Annotated in this window: 12 protein-coding genes; all 12 read right to left on the reverse strand. The window is 62.2% G+C overall.

What is annotated here, in order from left to right:
• Complete coding sequence (gene gspF, locus ACF8R4_RS02595) at positions 1–1206, reverse strand: type II secretion system inner membrane protein GspF (protein ID WP_060498039.1); 1206 nt, start codon at positions 1204–1206, stop codon at positions 1–3.
• A gap of 2 nt (positions 1207–1208) precedes the next feature.
• A complete protein-coding gene (gene gspE / locus ACF8R4_RS02600; RefSeq protein ID WP_104833805.1) occupies positions 1209–2660 on the reverse strand; it encodes a type II secretion system ATPase GspE in 1452 nt (483 codons plus the stop codon).
• Positions 2657–4498: a type II secretion system secretin GspD gene (gene gspD / locus ACF8R4_RS02605; RefSeq protein ID WP_104833804.1), complete on the reverse strand. Its 1842-nt coding sequence runs from the start codon at positions 4496–4498 to the stop codon at positions 2657–2659. The genes gspE and gspD overlap by 4 nt, the downstream gene beginning before the upstream one ends.
• Positions 4495–4902 carry a type II secretion system protein N gene (locus ACF8R4_RS02610; protein WP_182408343.1) on the reverse strand — a complete coding sequence of 136 codons (408 nt, stop codon included), beginning with the start codon at positions 4900–4902 and terminating at the stop codon, positions 4495–4497. Before ACF8R4_RS02610 ends, gspD begins: the two co-directional genes overlap by 4 nt.
• 88 nt (positions 4903–4990) lie before the next feature.
• A complete protein-coding gene (locus ACF8R4_RS02615; protein ID WP_060498042.1) occupies positions 4991–5503 on the reverse strand; it encodes a cytochrome b in 513 nt (170 codons plus the stop codon).
• A 54-nt stretch (positions 5504–5557) separates the two neighbouring features.
• The gene (gbpA, locus tag ACF8R4_RS02620) at positions 5558–7027 is read right to left on the reverse strand and encodes an N-acetylglucosamine-binding protein GbpA (protein WP_392491632.1); all 1470 of its coding nucleotides are present in this window, start codon (positions 7025–7027) and stop codon (positions 5558–5560) included.
• 120 nt (positions 7028–7147) lie between these two features.
• Positions 7148–7495: a YgiW/YdeI family stress tolerance OB fold protein gene (locus ACF8R4_RS02625; protein WP_060498044.1), complete on the reverse strand. Its 348-nt coding sequence runs from the start codon at positions 7493–7495 to the stop codon at positions 7148–7150.
• A gap of 115 nt (positions 7496–7610) precedes the next feature.
• Positions 7611–8675, reverse strand: a complete 1065-nt coding sequence (gene hemE / locus ACF8R4_RS02630) for a uroporphyrinogen decarboxylase (protein WP_060498045.1) — start codon at positions 8673–8675, stop codon at positions 7611–7613.
• 129 nt (positions 8676–8804) lie between these two features.
• Positions 8805–10223: an FAD-dependent oxidoreductase gene (locus ACF8R4_RS02635; RefSeq protein WP_060498046.1), complete on the reverse strand. Its 1419-nt coding sequence runs from the start codon at positions 10221–10223 to the stop codon at positions 8805–8807.
• Positions 10224–10346: 123 nt separating this feature from the next.
• Complete coding sequence (gene gltB / locus ACF8R4_RS02640) at positions 10347–14792, reverse strand: glutamate synthase large subunit (RefSeq protein ID WP_223623554.1); 4446 nt, start codon at positions 14790–14792, stop codon at positions 10347–10349.
• A 372-nt stretch (positions 14793–15164) separates the two neighbouring features.
• Entirely contained in the window at positions 15165–16778 is a 1614-nt protein-coding gene (locus ACF8R4_RS02645; protein ID WP_104833802.1) for an SPOR domain-containing protein, read from the reverse strand.
• A 15-nt stretch (positions 16779–16793) separates the two neighbouring features.
• Complete coding sequence (aroB, locus tag ACF8R4_RS02650; RefSeq protein WP_060498049.1) at positions 16794–17891, reverse strand: 3-dehydroquinate synthase; 1098 nt, start codon at positions 17889–17891, stop codon at positions 16794–16796.
• Between the last annotated feature and the right edge of the window lie 50 nt (positions 17892–17941).

The following is a 17941-nucleotide window of genomic DNA, read 5'->3' on the forward strand; positions in this document are numbered from 1 at the left end:
TCAGTTGACCAGTTGGTTGAGGTTAAGAATGGGCAGCAGGATGGCCAGCACGATGAACAGCACGATGCCGCCCATCACCAAAAGCATCAGGGGTTCACACAGGCTCACCAGAAGGGTTATACGACCTGCCAGTTGCCTGGCCTGAAGATCGGCGGCACGTTCCAGCATGCCGTCCAGCTCCCCGGCACGCTCGCCACTGGCGATCATGTGCAGCATCAGGTCAGGCATGGTCTGGCTACGTGCCAGGCTATGGGCCAGCGTTGCGCCTTCGCCCACTTCACGCACAGCGGCTTGCAAGCGTTCGCGTAGCACCAGATTGCCCACCACGCCGGCCGCGATGTTCATGGCATCGACCAGCACGACGCCGCTGCGCCCCAGAATTGCCAGGGTGCTGATGAAACGTGCGGCTTCACTGGCCAGCACAAAACCGGCGTAACCGGGTATGCGCAGAACCATGGCATGCCATTGCCTTCGTCTGGCGGGTTTGCGTAACAGCAAGACGACCGTTGTAGCGCCTGCCAGCATCACCAGCAAGGCCAACAGCCCAAAGCGGCCGAAGGCATCGCTGAGTGCGATCAGCACCTGCGTTGCCAGTGGTAACTGCGCCTGGTCGCGGGCAAAGGCCTGCACCACGTCCGGCACCACATAACCAAGCAGAAACCCCACCACCAGCAGTGCCACGGCCGTCAGGATCAAGGGGTAAAGCATCGCCAACTGCACCTTCTGGCGCAGTGCCCGCTGATCTTCGCCATGCTCAGCCAGCCGCTCCAGTACGCCGGCCAGGTGCCCTGAACGCTCTGCCGCCTCGACCGTGGCGCGGTAGACCAACGGGAATGCCGATGGGTAATGTGCCAACGCATCGGCAAAGGTATTACCTTCGGCGACCCGCTCAGCCACGCCCAGCAACACCTGCCTGACCAGACGCTGGCCGCTCTGCGCAGCCACCGCCTGCAATGCTTCAGTCAACGGGATGCCGGCCTGCAACAGCGTTGCCAGCTGTCGTGTCAGCAGGCAACGCTGCACGAGCGAGAGGCGGTTGCGTGCAGTCAGCGCGGCAAAGGGCGACGGCTGTACCTCTTCGATCACCAATACCGACCAGCCCTGCTCGCGCAACTGCTGTCGGGCCTGGCGTGCACTGGCTGCCTCTAGCGTGCCGCGCTGACGCGTGCCATCGATGCGCTGAGCCTGATACCGGAAAACCGCCATGCTCAGTCCTGGCCTGTGACGCGCAGCAGTTCCTCGACACTGGTCTGCCCTTGGCAGACTCGCTCGATACCGTGCTGAAACAAGCTGGTCGAGTGCGGGCACAGCAATGCCCGCATCTGTGCCAAGGATGCGCGGCCGTGAATAGCCTGTGCCAGCTGCGGGGTGATCACGACCATTTCATGCAAAGCCACACGCCCGCTGTAGCCCAACTGGCACAGCTCACAACCAACAGCCTGGTAAAGCTGCTGCGGTAAGTCATCGGGATTGCCCAGTGCAGCGGCCATGGCGTCATCCACCTCGCACGCGACCTTGCAATGCGGGCACAACACACGCACCAGCCGTTGAGCCATGACACCGGCGAGCGATGAGGCGAGCAAGCAGGTATCCACACCCATGTCCGCCAACCGCATGATGGCACCCAGTGCGCTGTTGGTATGCAGAGTCGACAGCACCAGATGGCCCGTCAGCGATGCCTGCACGGCAATTTCGGCCGTTTCCCTGTCACGGATCTCACCCACCATCACGACATCCGGGTCCTGCCGCAGGATCGCCCGCAGCCCGCGCGCAAAGGTCATCTCCACCTTGCTGTTGACCTGAGTCTGGCCGATGCCCGGCAAGTGATATTCAACCGGGTCCTCGACGGTGAGAATGTTGCGCGACTCACGGTTCAGTACCGACAACGCCGTATACAACGTGGTGGTCTTGCCAGAGCCGGTAGGGCCGGTCACCAGGAAAATGCCATGGGGTTTGTCCAGCAATGCCAGGAACGCCTTCTGCACAGAGGGCTGCATCTGCATGTGTTGTATGTCCAGGCGGACCGCCTGCTTATCCAGCAAACGCATCACCACCCGCTCCCCATGGGCCGCCGGTAAGGTGGACACACGCACATCCACCTCATGGCCTGCCAGCCGCAAGCTGATGCGGCCATCCTGGGGCACACGTTTCTCGGCAATGTCCAGGCGCGCCATGACCTTGATGCGCGATACCAGCAGTGCCGAGAGCGCCCTGGGCGGCGTGAGCACTTCGCGCATGACACCATCGATGCGCATGCGAACACGCAACTGCTGCTCGAAGGTTTCCAGGTGGATATCGGAAGCGCGTGACCTGACCGCTTCGCTGAGCAACGCATTGAGCAACCGGATGATCGGCGCATCGTCCTGTTGATCGAGCAGGTCACTGGCCTGCGGCAAGCCCTCAGCCAAGCGTGACAGGTCGATGTGGTCATCCAGCTCCTGGATAACCGACTGTGCCGCATCCTGGGCGCCGCCATAGCAACCGGCCAGGTGGATGGCAAACGCGTCATCGTCCACCACCCGTAGCGGAACATGCTGCCCGACCACGCGCAACGCTTCGGAAAGCGACTCCAGCGAGGCGCCGTTGCGCATCAGCAACGTGTGGCGGTCAAGCAAAATGCCAAAGCGCCGGGCAAAGCCGAATGGAATCAGATCGCTCACCGGCCAGGTTCCTCGCCCATCGGTACAGGGCGCGCCTCGAACATTTGGCGGGGGTCTTTCGGTACTCGTGCCGGGTCGGACGCCTGTACGTCGCCATAGGCGCGGCGGCCGGAGTCGATCAGGTCTTCCTGGGTACGCAAGACGGTAGGCCTCAGGAACACCATCAGGTTGGTCTTTTCCTGAGTGTCCCTGGTCCAGCGGAACAAGCCACCAAGCAGCGGGATGCGGCTTAGCAACGGCACTGCGCGCTGCTCTGTCCGCACGCTGTCCTTGATCAGGCCGCCGATCACGATGATCTCGCCGTCCGCAGCCAGGATGGTGCTCTTGAGCGTCCGCTTGCTGGTGATCAGGTCACCTTCGACCGTGCCAGGTGCCAGTTCGGAGCTTTCCTGTTCGACCTCCAGGCGCAAACTCCTGCCCTCATTGATGTGCGGGCGCACCTTCAGGCTAATACCGATGTCCTTGCGTTCCACGGTCGTGAACGGGTTGTCGGCGCCACTCCCTGATGTGGTATACGAGCCGGTCTTGAAGGGCACGTTCTGCCCCACCAGGATCTGCGCCTCCTGGTTGTCTAGCGTGAGCAGGCTGGGGGTGGACAGCAAATTGCTGCGGGTATTGCTGGCCAACGCGGAAACCAGCAGGCCGAAACGGTCAGAACCCAATGCCAGCGCCGCACCGCTCGGCAGTGCCTTGTCTGCGCCCAGCAGGTCAGCCCAGGCCACACCGCTGTCGGGGAATGTCACACCGCCCTTGAGGCTGCCTGTATCTATCCCCCACTGCAGCCCCAAGGCTTCATTGATATCCCCGCTGACCTCGACGATGGCCGCATGTATCAGCACTTGCGCGCGTGGCTGGTCGAGTTGCTCGATGATCTGTACCACATTACCCAACGTCTGGGGCTCACCCAGAAGCACCAGCGCATTCTGGCTGACATCGGCCTTGACCATGGCCCCTGCCGCAAGTGGCTGGCCCAAGGTTTCAGTACCTGCCTTGGCATCCAGCCGTTTGCCCACTTCACTGAGCACCTCGGCCAGTTGCTCGGCATTGCCATGCTGAAGGCGCACCACTCGCCAGTTCTGCGAACTGACAGGCGCGGGCACATCCAGCTCGCGGGCCAGGCGAGCAAGGCGTTGCCGGGACTTTTCCGGGCCGAGTATCAGCAGGCGGTTGCTGCGCGAGTCGGACAGCACCCGCACGCCACTGTCCGGGCCGCCCGCCGAAGCCTCTACCACAGGCAACACATCCACGGCCTGTGCTGTACGCAAGGTCACCAGCTCATAGTCATGCCGTTGACCGCTGTCCAGTTGCGCCACCAGGCTTTGCAGGCGCTCCAGGTTTGCAGCCGAATCGGTAACGACCAAGGCATTGGCCGAACTGGACGGTCCAATGTAACCATTGCTGGACACCAACGGCCTCAGCAAGCCCGCCAGATCAGCCGCAGTGCTCCCAGACAAGCTGAACACGCGCGTGGTGAATGCGGCAGGAATGGCATCGACCTGCTGGTTGGCCCAGGCTTTTGCCTCACTCGCCGGCAGCACCAGCAAGCGATCACCATCGTTCACCGCGGCGAACCCTTGTGCATTCAGCACCGAGTAGAACAGCCGGCGCACGCCCTCACGATCGTGCGCTTCATTGGACAAGACTGTAATCCGGCCCTGTACGCGCGGATCAAGCACAATTGTCTGGTCAAGAATGGCCCCGACTTCGCGCACCACATCGCGTACATCGGCATCGCTCATCGCCAGTTGCCAGGTCGGCGCATCAGCCAGGGCCAGCGGGCAGGTCAAAGTCAGACAGGCCCCGAACGAGGCCACCCGTAGAAAGCGTTGAAATGTCATTGCACCTCCCGCAGCAGGCGGGGTGAATCGGCAGACGCAGGACCACGCGTGGGGGTACTGCCGGATTGAACGAAGACGCTGGCGCGGCTGCCGGACAACGCCAGCGTTTGCTCGCGCTCACCGTCCCAAAGGGTGATGGAACGCACGTCGATCCGACGCAACACGCTGCCGCCCGGCATACGGTCGCCAACCCGGTACAGGCTTTCACCCTCGCGGCTTGCAACCAGCGCACGGGCCTGGCCCAGGCTTGATACGAAACACGCCTTGAGAACCAGTTCGGCCTGGCTGGCAGCCTGGCCGACTGGCTCGCTATAACCAAATGCCAGTGCCAGGGTTGCTGTGGGTAATGGCTTCTGGGCAATTGATGCGGACGCGACCTGCTCCCGCCCGATGCGCTCTGCCACGGGCCGGGTCGTTTCTCGCACGACCAGAAAAGCAATCGCCAACAGGGGAGCTGCCACCCAGGACAGAATCGAAAACGGCTTCATTGGCTCAGGGCAACATCCGGCGAAGCACCTGCCGCCCAGAACACTCGTGCAGAATGACGGCCCCGACATGCAGCGCCACAACCATGGTCAGCACCACGTTGGCTGCAACATGCAGCTTCAGCCAGGCACTGAGCCATGACGGGTCGCTGATCAACGGCGAGATGGCAAACCATCCAAACACGTCGATTGCGCGGTCCATCATCAGTACACCAGATAACAGCACCAGCGCGGTCAGCCAGTACATACCCTCGTGTACAGCATGGGCAGCCCGGCGCGCCCGAGGGTTCTCATTCAGCGCACCCGGCCTGGCCTTGACCAATCGCACCAGCCAGCGCAGCAAGAAAACCGGGATGAACAGCGTGGTCAGCCCGACATTCACGAAACCGACCAGATGGGCAGTGGCGGGTTCGACATCAAAGCCGGAAACATAAAAGCCACTGACCAGCGCCCAGCCGATCACCAAGGCAGAGACCCAGTGCAACAGGATCTGCTGCCAGCAATATTTGTGTACTTGCATCGAAAATACCGTGTTGTGCCCTAGCCGCTACTCCGGCTGCCAGGGCACATTCCTTCAGCGTTTGATCCAGGCGTCTTGCCAGTGGCTGCCTACACCCGGCTCATATTGGGTGGCACTTGCCGAATAGCTCTTGCACCAGCCCTCGAACGGGAACGGCTTGCACTCGAACACTTCACCCGTCTTCGGTTGCAGTACACGTGTACCGGCCTTGTAGCTTGCAATCGATTGAGGGAATTCAAAGTCGTGGCCTTCGCCACCCGCAGCCTTCAGCTGAACCGTGCGCTCTTCCTGCAACAGGATGCGCCCGGCCTTGTTCACGCCAACGACCTTGAGCAGGTGCTCGCCTTCGACACTGCTCGCTTGCAGCGTCATCGGACGGGTGGTGGCGTCCACGTCCTGACGAGTGAAGCCGACTTGCTGGTTGGCACTGTCGAACAGCCGTGCACTGACCTGCAGCTTACGGTTGGTCATTACCGTGAAGTCCAGGTTCGCCTTACCGTCTTCCAGCACGTATTCAGGTTTGAGGTCATGCAGGTGCAGGTAGCTGTCATCGACAGGTACGCCTTCGAAATCCAGCTGATAGCTGCTGATGCCCGTCTCGGGTTTGGCGAAGATGCTGTTGGCGCCCTGGACCGGCTTGATGTTGCCCTCGCTATCAAGGTGGCCCGCTTGTACCAAGGACTGGGTTTCATTGATGCGCTTTGCAAGCTTGTAGGACCAGTTTGCTGCAAGGCCTTCCTCAGCGCTGTCAATGACGATACCTACGCTGAATTGAGCGCTTTCCGAGCCGGCCACGAACGCGCGAGCCCTGACCTTGTCGCCAACCTGCAGGTCACGATGCGGGTTGATGCTGCCCACTTGCGGCCACTCAGGGGCGGGGCCACCTTCAGTCTGAATATCCACGTCCATGACGTTGTAGAACGCTGCAGCAGTGTCATCGACTGTCCAGACACCCAGGATGATGTGCTGCCCGGTCTTGTCAGCAGGCAACGTGCACTGATGCTTTACAAGGGCTGGTCCATGTGTGGGTTGCCCCTCACCACGAGCCGGCTTCCCATGCCCATCAACGGTACAGAAAGGCGTCGACTCGAACGCATCGCGCCCCAAGGGTGCATTCGGGTTCCACCCCGCTTTGGTGATGAAGTACTCCCAACCCGTCGTCTTGTGCCCTTCGGTGTAATACCAGTCGAAGGCGACGTCGCGCTGCTTGATGGGCGTCAGCGACCAGCGGTTGGCAGACTGCTCATCCAGCGGTGCGAAGTCGGACCGCACCCCACCACTGGCGAGTTTGCCATCAGCCGGGCCGCGGGCCGGGAAGCCTTTTTCGGCCTCCCCGACTGCTTGCGGCTCGTACATAGGCTGGCCACACTCGGTGTTCAACCCAAGTCGGCACGCATACGCCCTGGAAGGCGGTTCATTGGCGTAACCGTGTGCACTGGCCATTTGGGCATGCATGCCCACCCCGGCAATCGCCAGCCATGCGCTGCTGGCAACAACCCTTCGTAGATGCTTTCGTGTACTCATGACGCACTCCAAACTGCTGAGTTTGCGTCGGGGGCTCCCGACAGGAGTGCGTCATTCTAAAAATGCGAAAGGCTGCAAAACATAGGAAAATTCCTGCCGAACAGCAGGCATTTTCATGAGTCAGTTGATGATCTCGACAATATCCACGTCAACCTCACGGCTCATCAGGTGCTTTTCCACCTCACCGGTCAACTTGACCTTGGTCTTGTCGTTGAACGGCGTCGACGGCAGGTCTTCGTCATCGATCTCGACGGTGATGGTGCCGGTGTTGTCCTTGAACTCGTACTTGTCGTCGTTGTTGATCTTCTTGGTCACAAACCCTTGCAGCACAACCGGAGTGTCATCGGCAGCGTCGTTGGCAGCGGCAACAGTGGTGACCGACTGAGCGCCGGGGCCGGTATAGGTCGCAGCCAGTGCGGCGGTGCTGAACAGAGGGGCGAGGATCAGGGCGAGGTAACGTGCTTTCATGAGGATCGGGTCCTGTTTGGGTTTCGATGGGACCAGATTAGCGACGATCGCTGAATTAAAACTTAATGCGACAAAAAGCCCGGCACAGGGCCGGGCTTGGGTTTTCAGCTTCAGATCACTGATGATACTGCGCCGACAGCTCATGCACGGCGTTGATGAACACACCCGCGTGCTCCGGATCGACTTCCGGCGTAATGCCGTGGCCCAGGTTGAACACATGGCCCGTGCCGTGGCCGTAACTGGCCAGGATGCGCGCCACTTCCTGGCGGATGGCTTGCGGCTTGGCGTACAGCACGGTCGGGTCCATGTTGCCTTGCAGGGCCACCTTGTCACCCACGCGGCGGCGGGCGTCGCCGATCTCGCAGGTCCAGTCCAGGCCCAGCGCATCGGCGCCGGCTTCAGCGATGCTTTCCAGCCACAGGCCACCGTTCTTGGTGAACAGGATCACCGGCACCTTGCGCCCTTCGTGCTCGCGGATCAGCCCGCTGACGATCTTGCGCATGTAGGCCAGGGAGAATTCCTGGTAGGCCGCCGCCGACAGGTTGCCGCCCCAGGTGTCGAAAATCTGTACGGCCTGGGCACCGGCCAGAATCTGGCCATTCAGGTAGCTGGTCACCGACTGGGCCAGCTTGTCCAGCAGCAGGTGCAGGGCTTGCGGGTTGTCGTAGGCCATGGCCTTGGTCTTGCGGAAGTCTTTCGACGAGCCGCCTTCGACCATGTAGGTGGCCAGGGTCCATGGGCTGCCGGAGAAGCCGATCAGCGGCACACGGCCATTGAGTTCGCGGCGAATGGTGCTGACCGCGTCCATCACATAGCCCAGGTCTTTCTGAGGGTCTGGGATTGGCAGCGCTTCGATGTCGGCCGGGGTGCTGATGACCTTCTTGAAACGCGGACCTTCGCCGGTTTCGAAGTATAGGCCCAGGCCCATGGCGTCGGGGATGGTGAGGATATCCGAGAACAGGATCGCCGCGTCCAGCGGGTAGCGGTCCAGCGGCTGCAGGGTGACCTCGCAGGCGAACTGCGGGTTCATGCACAGGCTCATGAAGTCGCCGGCCTTGGCGCGGCTGGCGCGGTACTCCGGCAGATAGCGGCCGGCCTGGCGCATCATCCACACCGGGGTGACGTCTACGGGTTGCTTGAGCAGTGCACGCAGGAAACGATCGTTCTTCAGGGCAGTCATGTCGGCATCCGGAAAAATAGTGCGGGCATTTTCTCAGACGCACAAAGAAAAGGCACGGCTCATTGCCGTGCCTTTTCTCTATGGGTATGTCCTGGATCAATAGATTTTGTATACAAAATCTAAATGATTTCAGACTTCGAGGTAGTCCAGGATGCCTTCAGCAGCGGTACGCCCTTCGAAGATTGCCGTCACCACCAGGTCCGAACCGCGCACCATGTCGCCACCGGCAAACACTTTCGGGTTGCTGGTCTGGTGCTTGAACTTGCCTTTCTCCGGCGCAACCACGCGGCCTTGGCTGTCCAGCTGGATACCATGCTGCTCGAACCACGGCGCCGGGCTTGGGCGGAAGCCGAAGGCGATCACCACGGCATCGGCCGGCAGGATCTCTTCAGAACCCGGGATCGGCTCGGGGCTGCGGCGGCCACGGGCATCCGGCTCGCCAAGGCGGGTCTCGACCACTTTTACGCCTTCCACCTTGTCCTCGCCAACGATGGCGATAGGCTGGCGGTTGTAGAGGAACTTCACACCCTCTTCCTTGGCGTTCTTCACCTCTTTGCGCGAACCCGGCATGTTGGCTTCGTCACGGCGATAGGCGCAGGTCACCGATTTGGCGCCCTGACGGATCGACGTGCGGTTGCAGTCCATCGCGGTGTCACCACCGCCCAGCACCACCACCTTCTTGCCCTGCATGTCGACGAAGTCTTCCGGCGACTTTTCGAAGCCCAGGTTGCGGTTGACGTTGGCGATCAGGAAGTCCAGCGCGTCATGCACACCTGGCAGGTCCTCGCCCGGGAAGCCACCCTTCATGTAGGTGTAGGTACCCATGCCCATGAACACCGCGTCGTACTCGGCGAGCAGCTGTTCCAGGGTGACGTCCTTGCCCACCTCGGTGTTCAGACGAAACTCGATGCCCATGCCGGTGAAGACTTCGCGGCGGTTGCTGAGCACGGTTTTTTCCAGCTTGAACTCGGGGATGCCGAAGGTCAGCAGGCCACCGATTTCCGGGTTCTTGTCGAACACCACCGGGGTCACGCCGGCACGCACCAGTACGTCGGCGCAGCCCAGGCCAGCAGGGCCGGCGCCGATGATGGCGACGCGCTTGCCGGTTGGTTTGACCTTGGACATGTCCGGGCGCCAGCCCATGGCGAAGGCGGTGTCGGTGATGTACTTCTCCACCGAACCGATGGTCACCGCGCCAAAGCCGTCGTTCAGGGTGCAAGCACCCTCGCACAGGCGGTCTTGCGGGCACACGCGGCCGCACACTTCCGGCAGGGTGTTGGTTTGGTGCGACAGCTCGGCGGCGGCCAGGATGTTGCCTTCGGAAACCAGCTTCAACCAGTTGGGGATGAAGTTGTGTACCGGGCACTTCCATTCGCAATACGGGTTACCGCAGCCCAGGCAGCGGTGTGCCTGGTCCACGGACTGCTGCGGCTTGAACGGTTCGTATATTTCCACGAACTCTTTCTTGCGCTGGCGCAGCAGCTTCTTCTTCGGGTCCTTACGGCCCACTTCGATGAACTGGAAGTCGTTGTTCAGACGTTCAGCCATTTTTCAAAACCTCTTTACAGCAGCTGCAAGCTAGACGCTGCAAGCCGCAAGACGATCACTTAAGCCGGGCAAACCTCGTACTGCCTTTACCTGCAGCGTGAGGCTTGCCACTTGCAGCTGTTTTTACTGCGGGTTGGCACGGGTGCTGGACAGCAGCTGCTTCAGGTTGGCTGCCTTCGGCTTCACCAGCCAGAAGCGCCGCACGTAGTCGTCCAGGTTCTCCGAGAGCTCACGCCCCCACTCGCTGCCGGTTTCTTCCACATACTCGGCAAGGACACGCGCCAGGTGGCTGCGGTACGCCTCCATCGCTTCACCACTGATGCGCTGGATTTCCACCAGTTCGTGGTTGAGCTTGTCGACGAAGCTATTGTCCATGTCGAGCACGTAGGCGAAGCCGCCAGTCATGCCAGAACCGAAGTTGTAACCGGTCTTGCCCAACACGCAGACAAAGCCGCCGGTCATGTATTCACAGCAGTGATCGCCAGTGCCCTCGACAACAGCGTGGGCGCCGGAGTTACGCACAGCGAAGCGCTCGCCCGCAGTACCTGCGGCAAACAGCTTGCCGCCAGTGGCACCGTAAAGGCAGGTATTGCCGACGATGGCGCTGTGCTGGGTTTCGAACGGGCTGCCGGCTGGCGGCACGATGGTGAGCTTGCCACCGGTCATGCCCTTGCCGACGTAGTCGTTGGCGTCGCCTTCCAGGTGCAGGTTCAGGCCACCGGCGTTCCACACACCGAAGCTCTGGCCCGCAGTACCCTTGAAGCGGAAGGTGATCGGCGCCGCAGCCATGCCCTGATTACCGTGCAGGCGGGCGATTTCACCCGACACACGCGCACCGATGGAACGGTCGCAGTTGCAGATGTCGAGGTTGAACTCGCCACCGGCCTGGTCACGGATGGCCGGCATGGCCATTTCCACCATTTTCTCGGCCAGCTCGCCCTGGTCGAACGGCGGGTTCTTGTCCACTTCGCAGAACTGCGGCTTGTCAGCCGGGATGTGCGAGCTGCCCAGCAGCGGCGACAGGTCCAGGTACTGCTGGCGCTCGGTGTCGCCTGGCAATACGTCGAGCAGGTCGGTACGGCCGATCAGTTCGCCCAGGCTGCGCACGCCCAGTTTGGCCAGCCATTCACGGGTTTCTTCGGCGACGAAGGTGAAGAAGTTGATCACCATGTCGACGGTGCCGATGTAGTGGTCCTTGCGCAGCTTGTCGTTCTGGGTGGCTACGCCGGTGGCGCAGTTGTTCAGGTGGCAGATGCGCAGGTACTTGCAGCCCAGGGCGATCATTGGCGCGGTACCGAAGCCGAAGCTTTCGGCGCCGAGGATGGCCGCCTTGATCACGTCCAGGCCGGTTTTCAGGCCGCCGTCGGTCTGTACCCGCACCTTGCCGCGCAGGTCGTTGCCACGCAGGGTCTGGTGGGTTTCTGCCAGGCCCAGTTCCCACGGGGCGCCGGCGTACTTGATCGAGGTCAGCGGCGAAGCACCGGTACCACCGTCGTAACCCGAGATGGTGATCAGGTCGGCATAGGCCTTGGCCACACCAGCGGCGATGGTGCCCACGCCGGCTTCCGCCACCAGCTTGACCGACACCAGCGCCTGCGGGTTGACCTGCTTGAGGTCGTAGATCAGCTGGGCCAGGTCTTCGATCGAGTAGATGTCGTGGTGCGGCGGTGGCGAAATCAGGGTCACGCCCGGTACCGCATAGCGCAGCTTGGCGATCAGGCCGTTGACCTTGCCACCCGGCAGCTGGCCGCCCTCACCGGGCTTGGCGCCCTGGGCGACCTTGATCTGCAGCACTTCGGCGTTTACCAGGTATTCCGGGGTCACACCAAAGCGGCCGGTGGCCACCTGCTTGATCTTGGAGCTGCGGAGGGTGCCGTAGCGCGACGGATCTTCACCGCCCTCACCGGAGTTGGAACGCGCGCCCAGGCGGTTCATGGCCTCGGCCAGCGCCTCGTGGGCTTCCGGCGACAGGGCCCCCAGCGAGATACCGGCGGAGTCGAAACGCTTGAGGATGGCCTCCAGCGGTTCGATCTGCTCCAGCGGCAGCGGCTGGTCGGCCACTTTCACTTTCAGCAGATCGCGGATCATCGACACCGGGCGGGTGTCGACCAGCGTGGTGTATTCCTTGAACTTGGCATAGTCGCCCTGCTGCACGGCGGCTTGCAGGGTGTTGACCACGTCCGGGTTGTAGGCGTGGTACTCGCCACCGTGAACGAACTTCAGCAGGCCGCCTTGCTGGATCGGCTTGCGCGCGCTCCAGGCTTCGGCCGCCAGCAGCTTCTGGTCGCTTTCCAGGTCTTCGAAGCGCGCGCCCTTGATGCGGCTGGACACGCCCTTGAAGCTCAGGCCGACCACTTCCTCGGCCAGGCCGATGGCTTCGAACAGCTGCGCACCACGGTACGAGGCGATGGTGGAGATGCCCATCTTCGACAGGATCTTCAGCAGGCCCTTCGAGATGCCCTTGCGGTAGTACTTGAAGACTTCGTCCAGGTCGCCCAGCACTTCGCCGGTGCGGATCAGGTCGGCCAGCACTTCATAAGCCAGGTACGGGTAAACGGCCGAGGCACCGAAGCCCAGCAGCACGGCAAAGTGGTGCGGGTCGCGGGCGGTGGCGGTTTCCACCAGGATGTTGCTGTCGCAACGCAGGCCCTGTTCGGTCAAGCGGTGGTGCACTGCACCCACGGCCAGCGAAGCGTGCACCGGCAGTTTGCCCGGGGCGATGTAGCGGTCGCTCAGCACCAGCTGGGTCTTGCCAGCGCGCACGGCTTCTTCAGCCTGGTCAGCGATATTGCGGATGGCCGCTTCGAGGCCGACGCCCTCTTCATAGTTGAGGTCGATCAGCTGGCGGTCGAAACCTTCGCGCTCCAGGCTCATCAGCGAACGCCACTTGGCGGGCGAAATGACCGGCGAGCTGAGGATGACCCGCGAAGCGTGCTCCGGAGACTCCTGGAAAATGTTGCGCTCGGCGCCCAGGCAGATTTCCAGCGACATCACGATCGCTTCGCGCAGCGGGTCGATCGGCGGGTTGGTCACCTGGGCGAACTGCTGGCGGAAGAAGTCGTACGGCGAACGCACGCGCTGCGACAGCACGGCCATCGGCGTGTCGTCGCCCATCGAGCCGACGGCTTCCTGGCCCTGCTCACCCAGCGGGCGCAGCACCTGATCACGCTCTTCGAAGGTGACCTGGAACATCTTCATGTATTGCTTGAGCTGGTCAGCGTCATAGCTGGCCACGCCCTGGTCGTCGGTCAGCGTCGCCTGGATACGGGTGGCGTGCTGACGCAGCCAGCGCTTGTACGGGTGACGCGACTTCAGGCGGTTGTCGATGGCGTCGGTGTCGAGGATCTGGCCGGTTTCGGTGTCCACGGCCAGGATCTGACCCGGGCCGACACGGCCTTTGGCCAGCACTTCCTCAGGCTGGTAGCCCCATACGCCGATTTCCGAGGCGATGGTGATGTAGCCGTTGGTGGTGGTCACCCAGCGCGCCGGGCGCAGGCCGTTACGGTCCAACAGGCACACCGCGTGGCGGCCTTCGGTCATGACGATACCGGCCGGGCCGTCCCACGGCTCCATGTGCATGGAGTTGTATTCGTAGAAGGCGCGCAGGTCGGCGTCCATGGTCTCGACGTTCTGCCAGGCTGGCGGTACCAGCATGCGTACGCCGCGGAACAGGTCGATGCCACCGGTCACCATCAGTTCCAGCATGTTGTCCATGCTCGACGAGTCGGAACCCACGCGGTTGACCAGCGGTCCGAGCTCTTCGAGGTCGGGGATCAGGTCGTTGGCGAACTTGGTGCGACGGGCCATGGCCCAGTTGCGGTTGCCGGTGATGGTGTTGATCTCGCCGTTGTGGGCGAGGAAGCGGAACGGCTGCGCCAGCGGCCATTTCGGCAGGGTGTTGGTGGAGAAGCGCTGGTGGAACACGCAGATCGCGGTTTGCAGGCGCTCGTCACCCAGGTCTGGGTAGAACGCCGCGAGATCGCGCGGCATCATCAGGCCTTTGTAGATGATGGTCTTGTGCGAGAAGCTGCAGATGTAGTGGTCGGCATCGTGGGCGTTGGCCACCGACGAACGGCGACGGGCACTGAACAGCTTGATCGCGAATTCCTGATCGCTCAGGCCTTCACCGCCGATGAACACCTGCTCGATCTGCGGCAGGCGCTCCAGGGCCAGGCGGCCGAGCACGCTGGTGTCGATCGGAACCTTGCGCCAGCCGACCAGTTTCAGGCCGGCTGCGAGGATTTCGCGGTCCATGTTGGCGCGGGCGGCTTCAGCTTTGACTGGGTCCTGGTTGAAGAACACCATGCCGACGGCATACTGCTTGGGCAGCTCGACGGCGAAGTGCTCCTGGGCCACGGCACGCAGGAATTGATCGGGCTTCTGCATGAGCAGACCGCAACCGTCACCGGTCTTGCCGTCGGCGTTGATGCCGCCGCGGTGGGTCATGCAGGTCAGCGCCTGCATGGCGGTTTGCAGAAGGTGGTGGCTCGGTTCGCCCGTCATATGGGCGATCAGGCCAAAACCACAGTTGTCCTTGAATTCTTCGGGATGGTACAGACCTGTTTTCATAGACACATTCTCACCAGGTTCACCTCTCAACGGAGGCAAATCTCTTTTTTAACAACCACTTACCATCCACGCCGATCAAACGCCAGCTTTTTTGCGGTGGCCATGGAAAACCATTGTTGCACAGCGACAGCGATGCCCACAAATTTTCATGTCTCACCAATGAAAATTTATGTCGCAATTTTGAATGTTTTTGCACCATGCGCCGTGATAGCGGCTTGGCTCGAGTCTGAAGCGTTTCAGCCATGACTGCAAGTAAGGCTTGTGGCCGGCAGTCTGGGACAGAAAAGCCTGCCGCGTTAAAACGCAGCAGGCTAGTCGAAAGCTAGAATTCGCTTAGCTACTGGGCGGCGGGGTGATGCCGCCCGGAAGGTATCAGCGGGCCGAGGCCAGCTCTTGTTGGACGCTGGCGACGGTACGTGGCCAAGGTTTACCAGCCTGGACCTTCGCTGGCAAGTTCTTGATTGCCGCAACCGCTGCATCGCGGTTGGCGAAGCTGCCATAAGTCACGACGTACAACGGCTTGCCCTGCAGGTTTTTCTTGAAGTAGCGATAGTCGCCACCCTGGGCCTTGACGTACGCCTGGGCCGAAGCCTCGGAGCTGGTGCCGAGGATCTGCACCACATAGTTACCCGGCTTTTGCCCGGCGTACCAGCCACCGCTGCCACCACCGGATGCCGCTGGTTTTTCAGCCGGTTTGGCGGCTGGCTTGGCCACGGCAACCTGGGTCGGTGCTGGCGCAGGCTTGGCAGGTGCAACCGGTTTAACTGGCTGGGTTGCGACGGGTTTCGGCGCAGGCGCCACCGGCTGCACTGGCTGGGCAGGCACACTGGCAACGGGCTGGGCAGGCGCAGGTGCCGGGCCGGCCGGCACGCCTTGCGGCGGGGCAATGGTGGTCACGGTGGGCGGTGGGTTGCCAGGCTGCAGGGCGGTGTCGCCTGCCGGGCTGCCTTCTTCACCTTCACCCATGCCTGCGGCTTGGGCCAGCGGTTCGCGCATCACCGGCTGGGACTGGCCCACCAAAGGCAGTGGCATCGGCTGGGACGAGCCAGAGAATTCGATGGCAGCACCTTGCTTACCTTCGCCAAGCGGCAACTGTGCTTGGGCGGCTGGCGCATCGGCCGGCGCCTTGTCGCCTTTCTTGGGCATCAACACCGCGGCGCCAACGGCGACCACGACCACAGCGGACAGCGCGAGCACATGTTTTTTAGGCATCTTGAACCCCATGGATGGTCGCTTGGCCGTCGAGCGGCTGGCGATCATGGCTTCGATCAGAGTGTCACGGGCGACCTGGTTGATGTTGCCAGGCCAACCGTCGGAGTTTTCATGGATATCGACGATCTGTTCACGGCTGAACACCTCGATGCCCCGGCCAGCGCCTTCCAGACGCTGCTCCAGGTACTCACGGGTTTCCTCTTCACTGTAGGGGGCGAGCTCGATGATGTGGAAGCGTTCTTCCTCGATATTGAGCTCATCCAGCCCGGCAATCAGTGACGGTTCACCGAACAGGAACACATGCGGGCGCCCTTCCGGCACACCGGCCGCCAATTCCAGCAACGCTTGGAGTGCCGACTCGTCGAGTTGTTCCGCATCGTCCACCAGCAAATACACTTCCTGCCCGGTGAGTGCCAGTTGCACGACCTTGGACAGAATCGCCTGCACTTCAGCCTGGTCCACCCCCAGGTCCTGGGCGACCTGGGCCAGCATGCCGGAAGCATCGCTGGCACTGCGGGCAGACACCACCACGCTCTGCACCGCCTGTTTGTTGGTACTGGCCACCAGGGCCTGGCGCAGCAGCGACTTTCCGCTGCCCAGCGGGCCGCTGACTACCAGCATCAAGTGGCTGTAGCGTGCCAGATGGTGCAACTGGCCAAGCACGGGCTTGCGCTGGGCCGGGAAAAACTTGAAGCCGGGCACGCGGGGTGCGAACGGATCGTGGCTCAACTGGTAATGGTCGAGAAAGGCCTCATCGGCATGCAAACTGGTCATTGCGCTGTCACAACCTCAAAGCTGGGCCACGATCGCGCGGTAATCCGCCGACAGCGTGGCCTGTAGAATCTCTTTCGGATAGTCGTCGGTCACCACGGCCTCGCCCATCTGGCGCAGCAGCACCAGACGCAGACGACCGTCGAGCACCTTCTTGTCGACCGCCATGTGCTCCATGAAATGCGCCGGGGTCATTTCCTGTGGTGGCACCACCGGCAAACCTGCGTCCTGCAACAGGCGGATTCCGCGATCGCGCTCGGCCTGGTCGATCCAGCCAAGGCGCATGGACATTTCCAGGGCCATCGCCGTGCCCGCTGCCACGGCTTCGCCGTGCAGCCACACGCCGTAGCCCATGTGGGTCTCGATGGCATGCCCGAAGGTATGCCCCAGGTTCAGCGTGGCCCGTACGCCGGACTCACGCTCATCGGCCCCGACCACAGCAGCCTTTGCTGCGCAGGAACGACGAATGGCTTCAGTCAGGGCCACAGGGTCCAGGCCGCGCAGGGCCTGCATATTGTCTTCAAGCCAGGCGAGGAACGGCTTGTCGCAGATCAGGCCGTACTTGATCACTTCGGCCAGTCCAGCCGACAGCTCCCGCGCGGGCAGCGTCTTCAGGCTGGTGGTGTCGATCAGCACTGCATTGGGCTGATAGAAGGCACCGACCATGTTCTTGCCCAGCGGGTGGTTGATACCGGTCTTGCCGCCCACCGAGGAGTCGACCTGGGACAGCAGGGTGGTCGGCACCTGGATGAAATCGACACCACGCTGGTAGCAGGCGGCCGCGAAGCCGGCCATGTCACCGATGACACCGCCGCCCAGAGCGACCACGGTGGTGCGGCGATCATGGCGGGCGGTCAGCAGGCCATCGAATATCAGCTGCAGGGTTTCCCAGTTCTTGTAGGCCTCACCATCGGGCAACACCACTGGCAGCACCGAATAGGCGCCGAGGGTCTTGGTCAGGCGTTCGAGATACAGGGGCGCGACGGTCTCGTTGGAAACGATGGCGACTTGCCGGCCGGCAATGTGCGGTGCCAGCAGCTCGGGCTGGTCCAGCAAGCCTTCGCCAATGTAGATCGGGTAGCTACGCTCGCCCAGGTCGACCTTAAGTGTCTGCATGTATCCCCACAATGTACTTGGGCGCGGCGCCGTTCGGGCAACCTGCGCGG

The organism is Pseudomonas sp. FYR_2 (assembly GCF_043106425.1).
GTDB lineage: Bacteria > Pseudomonadota > Gammaproteobacteria > Pseudomonadales > Pseudomonadaceae > Aquipseudomonas > Aquipseudomonas monteilii.